This window comes from Paenibacillus sp. R-74696 (genome assembly GCF_055814915.1).
This window is the reverse complement of record NZ_JBPULM010000047.1, coordinates 83,693-100,400: the sequence shown is the minus strand read 5'-3', so window position 1 is coordinate 100,400 and position 16,708 is coordinate 83,693. Positions and strand designations below refer to the sequence as shown.

Here is a 16,708-nt window from a genome sequence, read left to right as displayed (position 1 = left end):
CGGCCCAGAGCATGCTTAAGAAAGCGGGCTATATTTCCTGTGCGCTCTACTACTTCTGGAAGAACACGCAGAATGCCTACGGCAGCTACAAGAGCGTGGGGCAGCTTGAGGAGCATTTTGCCAAGGCGCTTAGAAATGTAAATCAACAGATTATGACAGATGAGAGTATGAAGTTACTGAATTGTCCTGACTATCTACATAAAAAGCTAAAGATCGACATGGAAATTAATGTAATATACCTATTAAATAACATCGCTTTAAAAAGGTAAAATGAGATGCTGTGATATTGAATACTCTTCTTCATTAATGATCAGACAAAATGTTTATTAAAAATGTATTTGTCTTTACTGGGAGGTGAACAGGTTTAAGCATCTATCGCATGAGCCTAATCAGAAGTAAGATCGGCGATAGATTGTCTTATAGCAGACAGACTATAGTCAGTCATTGGCTGTGTCGTTTCTCTGCAATCTACTCCCACAACGACGTATGCTCAAGCTTCCCCGACAATTCTCCGGTTCACTCTTCGTAATCATTTTGCATCATTCCGTGCTTTGTGAATAACATTATGAATGATGCAGCGGTCCGTATTCTTTTTATACGCTATGGCCCCTGCATACCACGCTAGTTGATGCGATTATAAGCTGTTATACGAATGGAACGCTAAGGGCTACTTTTGTTGGTGAGCTCGTAGTATCAAGAGTGCTAATATTTAGGGTAGGTGAAAGGGGCAAGAATGATGGAAGGGTCAGGACTTCGTGTGGGAAAGAAAAGGATTACAGCTCAGATTAGGGGCTACTTAGTGCTAGCTCTCATCGTGTCGTTCATGACAGCTGGAGCTCCTGTATATGCAGGACTAGATCAAGGGAGCGGTTCCTCCCAAGTGGTTGTTACTTATGAAACGAACGGCGGCTCAACGATTGCACCTCAATTAGTGCCTTCCTCTGGAGGTAGATTGTTGTTTCAGTCTATTCCCAAGAAGGAATGTTACAGCTTCGAAGGCTGGTACTACGACAGTGCGCTGACACAAATCTACAATTGGTCAGATATAATTACTAGAGACTTAACGTTGTATGCGAAATGGGCTGCCTCGAATACAAATGTGCTGTGTGGCGCTGCTACATTGACTTCCACGATCGGTACGGTTAGTGGCGGCGGGACGGTCAATGAGACGATCACTGTCGGGAGTGGTACCAAGTTAGCTGCATTGAAAGCCGCGATTACACCTGCGCCGAATGCAACGTTCGAGATCTATAATGCAGATGGAATAACAAAAGCGACGACACTAGACAGTGGCATGAAGATCATTGTAACCTCGCAAGCTGGAACGAGTAAGGTTACGTACACGATAACGGTGAGTTCTGCGAATTTAGCATTAAATAGACCCACAACGGTTGACAGTATGTGCACGACCTCGCAGAATGCTTCCAAAGCTGTAGACGGTAATGTAACCAATGATAGCAAATGGTGCTCTAAGTCCAGCAATCGTTGGTTGCAGATTGATCTCGGCTCCGTAAAGCAAGTGAGCCAATTTGTTATCAAACACGCGTCGGAAGGTGGCGAATCCGCTTCTTTTAATACAAAAGCTTACAATATCAGGGTGAGTATAGACGGTAAAAGCTGGAGCACGGTGGTTAATGTAAACAATAATACGAGCGGTATTACGGTAGATAATATACCGGCTACGCAGGCTCAATATATTAGGTTGAACGTCACGACGCCTACGCAAACCTCAGATTCTGCGGCAAGAATATATGAGTTCGGAGCATATGAGCATCAAAATTTGGCATTGAATAAACCCGCAACGGTTGATAGTACGTGCATCGCCTCACAAAATGCAGCCAAAGCTGTAGACGGCAGCGAAAACAACGACAGCAAATGGTGTTCCAAGTCCAATAGTCGTTGGTTGCAGATTGATCTTGGCTCCGTGAAGCAAGTGGACCAATTTATTATCAAGCACGTAGCAGAAGGTGGAGAGACGGCCTCTTATAACACCAAGGCTTATCATATCCAGGTAAGTATGGATGGTAAGATTTGGAGCGCTGTAGTTAATGTAACCAATAATACGAAAAGCTTGACAGTAGACGATATCGCTACAGTATCAGCAAGATATATCAAGCTGAACGTTACGACGCCTACGCAAACCACAAACCCTGCTGCAAGAATCTACGAGTTTCAGGTATTTGGAACCCCAAATCTGGCATTTAATAAAGCTGTGACGGCTGATAGTGCGTGCATCGCCTCGCAAAATGCGATTAAAGCCGTGGACGGCAACGTCGCTAATGACAGCAAATGGTGCTCTAAGTCAAGTAACCGTTGGCTGCAGATCGATCTTGGCTCTATAAAGCAAGTGAACCAATTTGTCATCAAGCACGCAGCTGAAGGAGGGGAAACTCACTCCTACAACACGAAGGCTTATCAAATCCTGGTCAGTACGGATGGAACAAATTGGACTACAGTAGTGAAAGTAACTAATAATACGAGCGGCATTACCGTAGACAAAATTACTGTAGTACCAGCTCGATATATTAAGTTGGTCGTTACGACGCCTACCCAAACCCAAAACGCTGCGGCAAGAATTTATGATTTTGAGGTATACGAAGCCATATCTTCAATATAGTGAAGGTAGCATGGAGCCCGAGTAAGAATCTTTAGCTGGAGCGATTGGAGCTCGGATAGTGGGATTTCGGTTGCGACGGGAGAAGAATAAGAGCTGAGAGACATAGTAGATACTAGTTGTGCGCCCTGCATGGGCGATAACTAGGTGGTGAAAGTCTACTACAGGCTTGGCAGTAGGAACTGTTGATCAAAGGCAAGGGTGTCGGTCGCGAGGTCGAATCTGAAGGAAGCCGGAGGCAAACCCTCGGTCCAACGTGGTGTAAAATTCTCGAAAACAAGCAAAAGGGCGGGGACGCCCCACCATAACGGTGTTGCATGCCAGGCCCTATTGCTCTTAACAACGCAATAATTCTCAAAAAGCTGAGCTGCATCAAAATTTTGACGACCCGAATACCGGACTCAAAATTTTGCGCAACCAATAAGCGATTATCGTCCCTGGGGTCCATGTACCGGGATTCTGCAAGTATTGCTTGTATTGATCGGTGATGATATAGGTCCAAGTGGAAGCAGGGGTTTTCAGCCCGAGCTTTTCCCACATCGCCGGATCATTCGAACCCCCGAGCTTTGCAAGCATATTCGCCGACTCTCTATTTATTTTAGCCGAAATTTGCTCGTAGGCTTGGATGATTTGCGCATGAAATTCGTCGATCGGATTGCGGTTAACAAGGCTCGTCAAATGGATGCCTTCGCGAATGTAAGAAACATATGCCAGATGGTCGGCCCAGAACTTGTCGATATAATAAAGCCGTACCCGCTGCTCCGAAGGGCTCATCGGCGTCTCGCCTTTCAAAATTCCGAGCCGCTCCTCGTATAGCATACGCCTCTGATCCTCCACCATGTCCGAATAACCGTTCAGCTCCTGACGGATATGGAAGTTTTGGCCCATAATAACACGCTGAATATGGCCAATTTTGCTGTAGAGCACCGACTCTTCGATAGTCTCGTCCTGCCTAAGACCCCGTATCGCTTTATTGATGCCGAACCTAAGCAGCAACTCGTCTTCCAAGCTTATGAAAAATATGGAAGCTCCCGGGTCGCCTTGGCGGCCGGATCGCCCGCGCAGCTGGTTGTCGATCCGCACGCTTTGGTGCATATGCGTACCAATCACGTACAACCCGCCCAGCTTGGCGACAGCTTCTGCTTGCGTGGGGTTGCCGCCTCCGAGCCGTATGTCGACGCCACGTCCCGCCATATTCGTAGACACCGTCACGGCGCCGATCTCTCCCGCTTTGGCGATGAGCTCGGCTTCTTTTGCGTCGTTTTTCGCATTCAGAACATGGCAAGCTACGCCGGCAACCGCTAGCGCCTCCGCCAGCATGTCTGACTCCTCAACGCTTGATGTACCAATGAGAATCGGACGACCCGTCCTATGGACAGACGAGATTTCTTGTACAAGCGCCTTACGTTTGGCTTCTTTATGGGTATAAATCCGGTGCGGATGGTCAATCCGTATGTTTGGCCGATTCGGCGGAATTTGTACAACCTGCAGCTCATAAATATGCTCAAATTCTATGGCGGAAGCTTGCGCGGTAGCCGTCATTCCGCAAATTTTTGGATAAAGGCTAAGGAAGTGTTGAAGGGTGATTGTACCAAGAATGATTCCGCCGGCTTTCGACTGCAGCCCTTCCTTGGCCGAAAGCGCGGCTTGCAGCCCGTCCGGCAAATGCCTGTTCTCCGCAACGCGGCCAGTATATTCATCGATCAGCTCGATTTTACCGTCCCGGACGATGTAATCGACGTCTCGCTTCAACAACAATTCCGCATGCAGCGCGCAATTTAACGACATTAACAAATGACTATTATGGCTATCGTACAAATTGTCGCATCCCAGCAGCGACTCCGCTCTCGCAGAGCCTGCTTCATTCAAGTAAACGTTCCGCTGGAAATCGTCGAATTCGAAATGCCCATCCTGCTCGAGCTGCCGAGCCACCTCTGCGAAACGAATGCCGTCGTTGCCGGAGGAGCCCGGCTCTCCGGCGATGACTAGCGGCACCCGCGCTTCGTCGAGAAGCAGTGAATCCGCTTCGTCGATGATGACGTAATGGAAGGGACGATGCACAGCATCGGCTTCGTCTAAAGCGATCGTGTCGCGCAAATAATCGAACCCCGCCTCTTTAGCCGTAACATAGGTAATATCGGCAGCGTACGCTTCCCGTTTCGCGGGCAAGCTCATGCCCGCTTGAACCGCGCTTACCGTTAACCCGAGGAAACGATAGATTGGGCCCATCCAATTCGCATCCCGATTTGCCAAATAATCATTAAAGGTAAGCACATGAACGCCTTCGCTGGTTAGCGCATGCAGATAAGCAGGCATAACAGCAGAGAGCGTTTTTCCTTCTCCAGTAAGCTGCTCGATCAAAAATCCCTCGTGCAGAGCGATGGCAGCCATGATCTGGACATCGTAGGGCTGCAATCCCAGTGTTCTCTTCGCTGCCTCGCAGACTAGCGCATAGGCATCAACTAGCAGCCCGTCCAAAGGCGTACCCGATTTTGCTGCCTTTTTCAGACGGAGGGATTCCGCTTGCAGCTGCTGATCGTCCCAAGCTTCCAATTCACGTCCCCTGATGAGCGCAGCCTTGTCCCGATAGCCTTTCAGCTGATTCCGGGTATCGCGGTGTTTAAATTGTTGCAGCAGCTTGACGGCTAAATTCATCGAAATTTGATCCCTCCTCGATAGAAATACGTGATTCTATAGTGGCTGGCGCGGCCGCTCTTTTGTCATTTTTTCCTACTCATCCTTTAACCGTCGTTGGTACAAAGCAACAGATACAATCGTTAATACAACCGTCCATGCCAAAATAATAAGGAGGGGTTTTAATAACTCTCCCGTCGTAAAGTCTGTAGAGGGTAAACCTAGCAAATGAACAAGCTGGCTACTGGGCATGTAATCCAGCACTTTGAAGACTGGATACTCATCCACAATAAACGCTCCCCATGGTGCCCCAGAGAATACGATCGTCACAGGAATTATAGATAATGATGCATCAAGCAACGTCTTGGAGAATAGACCACATATCGTCCCGACTGCTGTGTATAAAATAATCGAAAGAATGGTTGCTGCCACAAACGGCCATATACTAGCTGGCTCATAGCCAAATAGATACGTAGCAATAGCCAGAACAACAACAGACATGACAAAAACTAAAGTACTTTTACCGATTAAAACATCCATGGTCGTGGCCGGAGTCATCATTAATGATCGTAAAGTGTTACGCTCCTTTTCTTCCGCAATCAAGCATGCTTGTACGAAACATGTTAGGAACACAAACGAAAGATTAAGAACTGTAGCGAAAGATCCAGGCAAAGACGAGGCGGCGCCAGCAGCTCGAAGAAGAAGTGCGAGGATAATTGGGAAAATCAACATAATGGAGAGGGCATAATTGCGTGAAAACTCTTTGTAATCCTTCACAAATATCGCTTGCGCACGTTTCAATGAGATACTCATAGCAGCTCACTTCCTGTCATTTTAATAAAGATATCGCCTAGACTAGGCTCTTTCGTTTCCAATCGATCAATTAACCCTTGTTTCATCCAATCAGCTATTTGATCAGCCGTGCCATTATCAATTGCGAGCTCATAGGCTTGACCATTGATAAGCTCCACACAAACGACGTTTTCCCGATGCTGTTTTTTAAGCTCCTTGGGCGAGCCGATGGTTTGGATTTGTCCTTGATACAAAATCGCTACACGGTTGCATAGCAATTCTGCCTCGGCCATATTATGCGTCGTTAAAAAAATCGTTGTCCCATTCTCATTTAAGCGGCGCAGCCCTTTATAAATATGCGCGGAGTTTACCGGATCTAAAGCCGAAGTAGGTTCATCCAAAAATAATAATTCCGGCTCATGGATAATCGCGATTGCCAACAGGACGCGCTGGCGCATCCCTTTTGATAAAAGATTGACTTTCTTTTTGCGCTCTCCGCTTAAGTTTACAAATTGCAGCACCTTATCAATCGACGATTTAGGAATATCATATAACTTACGAAACAGCTCCAGATTTTCCTCAATAGATAATCTCTCATATAGACCGCTATTATCAGTCAAAATGCCAAAGCGCATCTTCTGTGCAGACTGATTCATCATCTCTGCTGGCTTGTTAAATACACGTGCCTGTCCACTTGTCGAATTTAATTGCGCAGTTAAAATTTTTATTAAAGTCGTTTTTCCTGAACCACTCGGACCGAGGAACCCAAAAATTTCTCCTGACGGAATTGAAAAAGACACATCTGCTAATGCATCCTTACTTCCAAAGCTCTTTCGAATATGTTCGACTTGTATAACAGCCATTAACACCACTTCCTTAGAGTTGATGGCTTAAATATATAAAGAATGCATGCTTCCAGCCATCAAAACCCGCTGAAATGTAGCTGTTATCGCCTGAATGGTACCACCCCATACTTGATTGGTTCGACTTTGCCCCGGAATTAAAGATTAAGAAGTGCTTTTAATTCCTGCAATTTTGAACGAGATAATGGAACCACGGCATCTTTACCTGTATTTAATCGCAGACTGTAGCTATTTTTCGTCCAAGTAATAATCTCTCTTATTTTTTGCAGATTAACGATGTAGGATCGATGACACCTGAAAAATCCGAAATGTAACAATCTCTGCTCAAGCTCGGTTAGCGTCAAAGCACAGTGATAATTTTCTCCACTCACATGAACAAGGATTGCTCCATCCATACTTTCTATAAAATCGATTTCAGGCGGATTAAATAAAATCACCTTGTCATTTTTTTTCGTATAAATCTTCTGCAAGGTTATATTGTCTCTATCTTGTTCCTGAACTTCCTGTTTATCCTCTTCTGAGTCTCGAATATCCAAGGGATGAAATCCAAGCTCGTTCAATCGATAAATTTCATCGCAGGAAATAAGGGCATCCTCTAAATTCGATGTTAAAATTAATATCTGCTTTTCTTTCGAAAGGTCATCCAAAATTCGTTTTAAATGACGACGATCTTGTTCTTCCAAGTAAAAATAGGGTTCCTCCAGCACAAGTGTAGGCTGATGGGCAAAAAAGACACGCAGCAGTGTCACATACATCCTTTTCGATGAGCTTAGATCCTTGATTTTTATCTTCCGTTCTTCTTTTAAAGCAAAATAATCCAGCAGCGAAGCGATATGGTCATTCCTCTCCGTTACTTTGATTAGAAATTGGATTAGCTCTTCCACCGTTAAACGCATATATTCGTTTTGCTGAGCCCGAAATAAATGATATAGGGAATGATTCAATAATTGATTCATTAGAAGCTGCTTTCGCTTCAAGTCCGTTATAATGCTAATCGACTGGTTCGATGTCATATTTAATTCAATCTTCGGTAGAAATAATTCCCCATTATCATACACTGGTTGAAATTGCATGCCGTCCTCCTGATCAGTTCCGCTATAGGATATATTGAACAATTATAAGGTTGGAATACTTTTTTGTCAGTTTCTATTCATTTTGAATCGAAGATTAGTCTCGCTGAGCCGTATCACAGGTAGCAGCAAGTTTCTGCTATTTTATCAATAGAAACAAGTAACCTTTTGCAAAGATACTGGCACTTTGTATATAGAATCTGAATACAGGGGAGGTGGAATAGATGCGGCAGTGGATTGAAGAAGCCCGGCTCGGCGACCAAATCGCATGGGAGCGGATTGTGCAGCATTTTAGTGGCATGGCATTTTCTGTGGCATATGGAAAACTAGGTGACTGGGGTCATGCGGAGGATGCGGTACAAGAAGCGTTCGCGGAGGCCTTCGCCAATCTCACTAAGTTGCAAGAGGCGGATGCTTTCCCGGGATGGTTCAAGACCATAGTCGAACGGCAATGCCAGCGGATTCTCCGCCGAAAAATACATGCTATAATGCCAATGGATGAAAAGACCGTAATGGATGCAGAGGAATTGAATGTGGAGTTCATCATAGAAAGGAAGGAATGGCAGGAGAGGATTCATCATTCCATCGAGGGTTTGTCGGACAATTTAAAACTGGTAGTCCAATTATTTTATTTTCATGGATATTCAATAAAAGAAATATCAAGTTACCTTAAAGTATCCCCCTCTGCACTAAAAAAACGGTTGTTCGACGCCCGTAATAAGCTAAGAACGTCACTGCTTGTTACCGACTTTGTATCCATGTTCAATGATCTTTACGAAGGAGGAGTATCGATGCTTCATATCGTAAATGGAGATATTGTCGGCGATAAGTTAAGAAAGGGAAACGTTCGCGGAGATATCTTGGTTTGGAGAGAAGTGTATCCGGTAGGTCCGGTATTCTTGGAAACGGGGGAGCTCCATCAGAGGTCGCCCAGAGTGGAATATTTGCAGAGAGCTCTAGGTATTCCAGCAGATGACTATGTGGAAAATTGTAAGTCGCAAGAACAGATTCTGCGGAACTTTCACAAATACGATGAAATCGTATTATGGTTCGAGCATGATTTGTTTGACCAACTCATGCTGAGCTATTTGTTGCATTGGTTTTCAAATCAGGCGCTAGGTCATACAAAGCTGAATTTGCTGTGCATTGGCGACTACCCAGGTATTGATTTGTTTCGGGGATTGGGTCAACTTACGTCAAAGCAGTTGGAAACATTGTCAGGTACGTGGCAAAGGGTCGGACAGAAGGAGCTTGATACGGGTAGCATAATCTGGGAAGCATACACATCACCAAATATTGAATCGCATGTTGAAATTTTGAAAAAAGACACATCGGCGCTACCCTTCGCTCACGCGGCGCTTGAACTGCACTTATCACGCCTGCCTTCTCCCATAAATGGGCTGGGAATCGTGGAGCAGACCATTTTGGAGCTTATTCGGCATGGTGTGGATACCCCACGCAAGCTATTGAAAGAGATCGGGAACCGCTTGAGTGTACTAGGGATGGGTGATTTGGAATTATGGTATCGGCTAAGGAATATGTCAGAACAACCGCATGCACTAATAAAAATAACGGGAAAGAAAACGACTCCATCCTTTGAAAATGGCAATCTTGCATTAACTGAGATTGGAGAGGAGGTAGTCTCGGGATTAAAGGACTGGATAAAGGTGAAGGGAATAGATGAGTGGTATGGCGGTTTAGGGCTAAATGTTAATTTAGTATGGCGCTGGGACTCTCAAAGAAAGCAATTGATTTATATGGAATAAAGCAAAAACCTGCCCCCGAAATGCAGGGGTGTGGCGCTTAATGATAACATAACGGTTCGACCTTCAGCTTTCCTTTCCACCATTCATTAAGTTCACGTAAATGTGTCGAATATTGTTGTAACTGATCCAAAAGTCCCCTACTATGAAGGTATCCACATTACCTTGGAGAAGGCGGGAAATGTTAATATGAACAAAAAGCGGCTTTGGAAAAAATCCCTTACATTACGCAGCAAGCTGGTTTGGGCTTTTGTGATGATCTTATTGCTGCCCAGCCTGAGTATAGGGGCCATTTCCTATGATACTGCCCGCGCCAAGGTGCAGGAGGAAATGTTTGCAAGTGCATCTGGCAAGCTGGCGGTGCTGAATGAAACGATCAATCAGATGATTGGCGCTACTGAAAAAAATGTGGATTTTTTGGCTGATCAGCTGCCAGCCGGCAATATCGGTCCTGTCCAGGGAAATGAGGACCCGTTCGTGCGGGCGGTGCTGGACGCTTTCAAACAAAAACACGACGACGTGGAACTAGCTTCGGTGGGCACCGATCAAGGGGTATACGTCAATGCTCCGAAAAGTGCGGTAAATCCTGCAGATTATGATCCGCGCAAGCGGCCCTGGTACATAAGCGCTTCAGAAAATAAAGGAAAGCCTACGATTATTTCGCCCTACATTTCCAGCAATACGGGCAATGTTGTTGTTTCGGTCGCCCAGACTACCAAGGATGGGCACGGTGTTGTTTCGGTCAGCCTGTCGCTGAAGGCGTTGAGCGATTTGGTGAATTCCACCAAGATCGGGACGAAGGGCTATGTATATGTGCTGGATAAATCAAATAAATTTATTGTGCATCCCAATGAAAAAGCAGGCAGTGAAGCGACAGCTTCGCCATATCCGGACATTTTCGAGCAAAAGCAAGGCAGTCTCGCCTATTCGTCTACGGATGGCAGCAAGCAGCATGCTTTTATTACGACAAATGAAAAAACAGGCTGGGTGCTGGTGGGGGTTATCGACGATAGTGAAGTGAGCGCGGCTGCCCAGCCGATTTGGTATAAGACTCTGCTTGTCATCGCGATTGCTTTTGCAGTTAGCGCACTGATCATCACTTATATGATCCGCTCCATTACACGGCCGCTGAAGCAGTTGGTGGCGGCTTCCGAGGAAATCAGCCACGGCAATCTGACGCTGGTGCTTACCGATATCAGCAATGACGAGCTCGGCCAGCTGAGCAGCAGCTTTAACCGGATGACCCAGGCGCTGCATGCCGTCATAGGAGATGTAAACAGCACAGCGATGCAGCTTGCGGAGTCGTCTGAGCAGTTGTCAACAAACGCCAGCGAAACGTCCAAGGCGTCCGAGCAAGTCGCTCTGATCACGGAGGAGTCGGCAACCGGAATTGAAAAGCAGGCAGCCAGTCTGCAGCATACAGCTCAGCAAATTAAGGAGCTGTCCGATGGCGTTCATTTGATAACCGCGAGCACCCAGCAAGTATCCTCGTCTGCCCAGCAAGCAACCGGGCTTGTACGTACGGGTACGGCTAAAATTCAAAGCGCTGTAACCAATATGATAGATGTAAGCCATTATGTTCAAAATTTCGCCGGAACGGCACAGCGACTAGGCGATCATTCCGTCGCTATTGGCCAATTTGTATCGACCATTACGGGGCTCGCGACGCAAACGAATCTGCTTGCACTGAACGCTGCGATTGAAGCGGCCCGTGCCGGCGAGCACGGACGCGGCTTTGCGATCGTCGCGAGCGAGGTTCGCAAGCTTGCCGAGCAGTCCGGGGATTCCGCGAAGCACATTGCGGACCTGGTACAGGCGATCCGGCAGGAAATTGATGAGGTTATCGTCAGCGTGAACAGTGGTGTTGCCAAGATGGACGACGGCATTCGCTCCGTACAAACAGCAGATGAAGCTTTTTTGAGCATCAATGCGGCTATTGATGATCTGACTTCCCAGGTAGAAGCGATTGCTTCCGCTTCGGAACAAATGTCCGCCAGTACGGCCGAGGTTGTGCAGTCCATTCAGTTCGTTAGCGAGGTATCTGAGCGGAACGCTGCAGGAACAGAAAGTATTTCAGCCTCAACAGAGGAGCAGGTCGCTTCCATTGAAGAAATCGCTTCGTCGGCGGAAGAGCTAGCGCATTTGGCGCAAAATCTGCAAACATTGGTTGTTCGCTTTAAAATTTGAGCTGATGAAATACAATAAAATAGTAGCGGTGCGGTTCATCTCCAACAGGCGGGGCAGCACGAATGAAACCTGTAAACAAGCCATCATTTTTCATTTGAATCGCTCCGCTTGGCAGACCAGAGCCATCCTCGCTTCCAGCTCCAGATTCAAGATTCTAATCGCATTGTTGAAGAAGTATTGGAAGGCAACATCGATATCGTTATCGTATATCGGTCTGACAAATTTCTGGGCCAGGCTGGTAAAATATTTATTAGTAAAATCAAAGAGCAATTCATGTGAAATAGAACGTTTAGGTGCTTCCGTTAAAATGAGAATACATCGCCATGTGGGCTGCGTGCCCGGGGCGATGTATTTTCTATGCACAGTCCATATAGCATGTTATATTCAATCAGAAGTATTTGAAATATTATACAATTGGTTTTATAAAGATGGTTGAGAAGCTTTAAAATATACAAGGGTATAAAGGGGATTTTTAGTGAAAAAGAAATTAATTAAATATGGTAGGTTTTGACTTGGCATAAGGATGACTACCAAATATCTCTGATAAGTAAGGAGGAGCCGTTTCAAATTCGTTTTCGCAAAGAATGGATCCCAACAGCTGCGGAGCATGCTATAGACATCAATCAAGCGATTAAGACAGTGGGAGATTACAGCGCTGTCCGAAGCGGAGCGGACTGCCGTTTGTTCGAAAATAGCTGCTAAAGCCCGCAACGAATTATTTCATGACGGTTCATGGTACGCGGATTATAAGCGCTTAAGAGTGATGGCAATCAAACAGCGATAGATGTCTTATTGGAAATGATGTATGTCATTCTCTCGGCAGATATGAAAGAGGAAATGTGGATTTTTTATATAGGCGCTGTGGATTTTTCGTACGGATATGGCTGGATTATTCAGGATACATCTTATGGCTGACTAAGTTATTATCGGAGGGGGAAGACCTATGGCAGATATAATTTTAGACAATATCAAGATTACTGTAGACTCTAACGAAACGGATTACAACGAGGTATGTAATCATCTATATGAGTACAATGTTCGTGCGACAAATGGGTTACTAAAAAAGCCAGGCAAGGATATTAATCTATATCTTAAAGATGAATTGGGCAAAGTCGTGGGCGGTTTGTTTTGTGAAACTTGGTCTTACGGTTTGTATATTGATGTCTTTTGGATAGCCGATGAATACAGAAACAAAGGATATGGAAAAATCATGATGACAGAAGCGGAGAGGCTTGGAAAAGAAAGTGGGTGTATATTTGCTCATACTTGCACATTTTCGTATCAATCGCCGGAATTTTATAAGCGCATGGGCTATGAAATTTTTGCCGTTAATGATGAATACCCGGAAGATATCAAACAATTTTTCCTAAAGAAAAAATTATAGTTTGTGTTTGAAGTACATCACTCGTGTAGCCGGATTGCCTCTTCACCTTTAGCATAGGCGCTTGCTGTTTGACGTGCGAATGAAGCCCGTTATTTTATTTAAGTGAGAGCAAAGGCCATTCAGGCTTGAGGTCATTTATGGTAATATATCAGGTATGGATGACCTTTTCTATTTCAATTTTAATTTCTATATTAAATAATGGAGGCGCTTACTTTATGGACCAACAAGTGCAGCAAGAGGGATACTTTGGGGAGTTTGGAGGCAGCTTCGTCCCGCCGGAATTGCAGGAAGTATTGCGTTATTTGAGTGAGCAATTTTACAAGTTTAGAGATGATCCGGAATATAAGGAAGAGCTTCGTTATTACCTGCGCGAATATGTTGGCCGCGAGAATCCGCTGACGTATGCGGAGCGGCTGACCAAAGCATGGGGAGGAGCGAAAATTTACTTGAAGCGCGAGGACCTGAATCATACCGGAGCGCATAAGATCAACAATGCTATCGGTCAGATTCTGCTCGCAAAGCGGATGGGTGCCAAGCGGATTATTGCTGAGACGGGTGCCGGACAGCATGGTGTTGCTACGGCAACGGCCTGTGCCATGTTTAATATGGAATGCATCATCTATATGGGAGCTGAAGATACGCGTCGGCAGGCGCTTAACGTGTTCCGAATGGAGCTTCTCGGCGCGACTGTTATTCCGGTTCATAAAGGCCAAGGGCGATTGAAGGATGCGGTAGATGAAGCGCTGGACGATTTAGTTCGCAATTATAAAAATACGTTTTATTTGCTCGGTTCCGCAGTTGGTCCGCATCCGTTTCCGACGATGGTCAAGCACTTTCAGGCCATTATTAGCGAAGAATCAAAACGGCAAATTGTGGAGAAGGAAGGCCGTTTGCCGGATGTGGTGGTGGCCTGCACAGGTGGGGGCAGCAATGCGATTGGCGCATTCGCCCACTACATCGACGAGCCGACCGTGCGTTTAATCGGCGTTGAGCCCGATCAAGCGCCATCCTTGACTCAGGGTGTCCCAAGCATCATTCATGGCTTTAAGTGCTTAGTGCTGCTGGACGAGGACGGCCAGCCAAAAAAAACTTATTCGATCGCTGCGGGGCTTGACTATCCGGGCATTGGTCCGGAGCATAGCCACCTGAAGGTGACGGGCCGAGCTGAATATGCAACGGTCACCAATGAGGAAGTGCTGGAAGCCTTTCAAGAGCTGTCCCGCACGGAGGGAATCATTCCTGCCCTAGAGAGTTCGCACGCGCTTGCTTACGCGAAGAAGCTGGCGCCTACGATGGATCAGGATCAAATTATGATCATCAATCTGTCCGGGCGCGGGGATAAGGACGTCGAGCAAGTATATCAAATGCTCAAATAAAACAAGGGATACATCATTTATTACCATACAGTAGAAACAGATGTGCAAGAAGGAAGGGCGTCCTATTGGGCGCCCTTTCAGTTTGATCTATAGAGCTCTATAGAGATAGGGTATACAGCTTACAGTTACGGTTGTTTGAAAAATAGGGCTTCTATATTTAAGCTGTTTTATGATCAGGCAGCTTTTTTATAAACCAGCTCAGTGCCAAAACAAGTACGACGAGAATAAATTCGATCCAAAAAACCGTCTGCACACCGGCAACCATGCTTTGTGTCTTTTCCTGCATCGCAGTGGGATCGAGAGAATGGTGGAGATAACGATTGGCCCCAGACGACATGATGCCGATAAATAATGCGATGCCAATACCGCCTGCAATTTGCTGGAGCGTATTGTATATGGTTGTGCCATGGGGGACCATGTGACGCGGAAGCTGATTTAATCCTGCCGTCTGAGCCGGCATGACGACAAAGGATATGCCTAAGAATAAGAGGATATGATTGAACATCACGGTGCCTCGCGTTGCATCACTGTCAATGCCGGCAAACAGCCACAATGATATGGCGATCAAAAATAGTCCGGGCAAGATAACAAATCGCGGTCCGAATTTATCGAATAATTTCCCGGACACTGGCATCATCAGGCCGTTCAAAATACAACCCGGCATCAGAAGCAAGCCTGTTGCGAAGGCTGTCAACTGCATCACATCCTGCAAATAGATCGGCAACAATGTCGTTGTTGCAAATAGAACCATCATCAGGATGACAACCAATACCGCAACCAAAGAAAAAGTGGGATGCCGGAATACGGAAAGATCGAGCAACGGCTCTTTAATCCGGAGCTGCCGCCATACAAGCAAGAGCAAAAAGAGGCTTCCTAGGGTAAGCAAGCCGTAACCCTCAGACTCAGACCAGACATTGGTTTGGCTGAAGCCGTAGGTGACGCAGCCGAAACCGACGGTTGACATCACAATGGATAAAAAATCGACCCTTGGCCTAGTCAGCTCGGTAACATTTTTCAAGTAAAAGCTTGCATAAATAATTGAAAACAGGGCGACTGGAATGACCATGTAGAACAGCCATCGCCAGTGAAAGGTATCGATGATCAGTCCCGACAAAGCCGGCCCAATGACAGGGGCAACCATAATGACGAGCCCCATGAGACCCATGGCGGAGCCCCGCCGTTCTGGAGGATAAAGGGCAAGAATCGTATTCATCATGAGTGGAACCAGCAATCCTGTCCCGCAAGCCTGAATAATCCTGCCCATCAGCAAAATTTCGAATCCTGGGGATACTGCACACAAGCAGGTGCCGGCCAAAAATAACGCCATCGCAGTCATAAACATCTGGCGAGTGGTGAACCATTGCTGCAGTAATGCGGTCACTGGCACCAGTACGCCAATAACAAGCAAGTAGCCTGTTGACAGCCACTGTATAGTGGAGGCGGCAACGTTGAATTCCCGCATCAATCCGGGAAGCGCGTTGGCCAGCAAATTTTCGTTAAGAAACGCAACAAATGCACCGATGAGCAGCGCGGTTAACATGGGCCCTCTTTTTATTCCGCCTGCCTCTTGTAGCCGTTTGTTCATCTTCTACCTCCCGAATATTCATTGTGTTCTGTCCTTGCATAGTGTCTTGACTTGACACGGATTCGCCAGCTTGGAACGCAGATTATCCTACGCCATCACTTTCTAACAAGGAATAGAAGTTATCGCGATCCTCGTCATCGAATTTTCCAAGTATCCGTATTCTTACAAATTCATGTCCGCCATTCATATCGATTTCCTCGCCATAGCTATTGTAGAGCGCGATCATATGACCATCCTGATTCAACTCCATGTACCCGAAACCGTTCGCTTCAGGAGCTTTATTGTAAAGAAGGATAAATCTGATTTTGTCTACTCGGTTCATGCCATTCTTCCTTTCCTGTCCGTTGTGTGCATATCCCTACATCCTCTATATCCCCATCAACCTAAAGAAAATTTTACGTGAAACCGGATAAAATGAAAAAAGCCATTTCGCCCTTCAT

Annotated in this window: 11 protein-coding genes and 1 pseudogene; 5 read left to right on the top strand and 7 right to left on the bottom strand. The window is 46.0% G+C overall.

The window, feature by feature from the left end; genetic code table 11:
* The first annotated feature begins 799 nt into the window (after positions 1-799).
* Positions 800-2,617: a discoidin domain-containing protein gene (locus tag ACSR9A_RS27960; RefSeq protein WP_473761409.1), complete on the top strand. Its 1,818-nt coding sequence runs from the start codon at positions 800-802 to the stop codon at positions 2,615-2,617.
* A 369-nt stretch (positions 2,618-2,986) separates the two neighbouring features.
* On the opposite strand, the gene ACSR9A_RS27955 is transcribed toward ACSR9A_RS27960, so the two are convergent.
* The 4 genes from ACSR9A_RS27955 to ACSR9A_RS27940 form a co-directional block, all read right to left on the bottom strand.
* Positions 2,987-5,269 (bottom strand): preprotein translocase subunit SecA, encoded by a 2,283-nt coding sequence (locus ACSR9A_RS27955; protein WP_473761407.1) that lies wholly within the window; start codon positions 5,267-5,269, stop codon positions 2,987-2,989.
* Positions 5,270-5,344: 75 nt separating this feature from the next.
* Entirely contained in the window at positions 5,345-6,061 is a 717-nt protein-coding gene (locus ACSR9A_RS27950; RefSeq protein ID WP_473761405.1) for an ABC transporter permease, read from the bottom strand.
* On the bottom strand, positions 6,058-6,903 hold the full coding sequence (locus ACSR9A_RS27945; protein WP_473761404.1) for an ABC transporter ATP-binding protein: 846 nt from the start codon (positions 6,901-6,903) through the stop codon (positions 6,058-6,060). Before ACSR9A_RS27945 ends, ACSR9A_RS27950 begins: the two co-directional genes overlap by 4 nt.
* Positions 6,904-7,040: 137 nt before the next feature.
* Positions 7,041-7,976, bottom strand: coding sequence for a LytTR family transcriptional regulator DNA-binding domain-containing protein (locus ACSR9A_RS27940; protein ID WP_473761403.1), 936 nt, complete (start codon positions 7,974-7,976; stop codon positions 7,041-7,043).
* A 221-nt stretch (positions 7,977-8,197) separates the two neighbouring features.
* Here ACSR9A_RS27940 and ACSR9A_RS27935 point away from each other — a divergent pair, with 221 nt between their 5' ends.
* Both ACSR9A_RS27935 and ACSR9A_RS27930 read left to right on the top strand, forming a co-directional pair.
* Complete coding sequence (locus ACSR9A_RS27935) at positions 8,198-9,739, top strand: sigma-70 family RNA polymerase sigma factor (RefSeq protein WP_473761401.1); 1,542 nt, start codon at positions 8,198-8,200, stop codon at positions 9,737-9,739.
* Between the two features lie 186 nt (positions 9,740-9,925).
* Positions 9,926-11,923, top strand: a complete 1,998-nt coding sequence (locus ACSR9A_RS27930) for a methyl-accepting chemotaxis protein (protein WP_473761399.1) — start codon at positions 9,926-9,928, stop codon at positions 11,921-11,923.
* Here ACSR9A_RS27930 and ACSR9A_RS27925 read toward each other — a convergent pair.
* Positions 11,913-12,050 (bottom strand): annotated as a pseudogene (locus ACSR9A_RS27925) (hypothetical protein); the annotation flags it as partial. The gene ACSR9A_RS27930 and the pseudogene ACSR9A_RS27925 sit on opposite strands and share 11 nt — an antisense overlap.
* 816 nt (positions 12,051-12,866) lie before the next feature.
* Between ACSR9A_RS27925 and ACSR9A_RS27920 the strand changes: the two are divergent.
* Together ACSR9A_RS27920 and trpB are read left to right on the top strand one after the other, a co-directional pair.
* Positions 12,867-13,307, top strand: a complete 441-nt coding sequence (locus tag ACSR9A_RS27920) for a GNAT family N-acetyltransferase (RefSeq protein WP_473761398.1) — start codon at positions 12,867-12,869, stop codon at positions 13,305-13,307.
* A gap of 215 nt (positions 13,308-13,522) precedes the next feature.
* Positions 13,523-14,683 carry a tryptophan synthase subunit beta gene (gene trpB, locus ACSR9A_RS27915; RefSeq protein WP_473761396.1) on the top strand — a complete coding sequence of 387 codons (1,161 nt, stop codon included), beginning with the start codon at positions 13,523-13,525 and terminating at the stop codon, positions 14,681-14,683.
* A 157-nt stretch (positions 14,684-14,840) separates the two neighbouring features.
* Here trpB and ACSR9A_RS27910 read toward each other — a convergent pair whose 3' ends face one another.
* Both ACSR9A_RS27910 and ACSR9A_RS27905 read right to left on the bottom strand, forming a co-directional pair.
* The gene (locus ACSR9A_RS27910; RefSeq protein ID WP_473761395.1) at positions 14,841-16,268 is read right to left on the bottom strand and encodes an MDR family MFS transporter; all 1,428 of its coding nucleotides are present in this window, start codon (positions 16,266-16,268) and stop codon (positions 14,841-14,843) included.
* A gap of 82 nt (positions 16,269-16,350) precedes the next feature.
* Positions 16,351-16,590 carry a hypothetical protein gene (locus ACSR9A_RS27905; protein WP_473761394.1) on the bottom strand — a complete coding sequence of 80 codons (240 nt, stop codon included), beginning with the start codon at positions 16,588-16,590 and terminating at the stop codon, positions 16,351-16,353.
* Between the last annotated feature and the right edge of the window lie 118 nt (positions 16,591-16,708).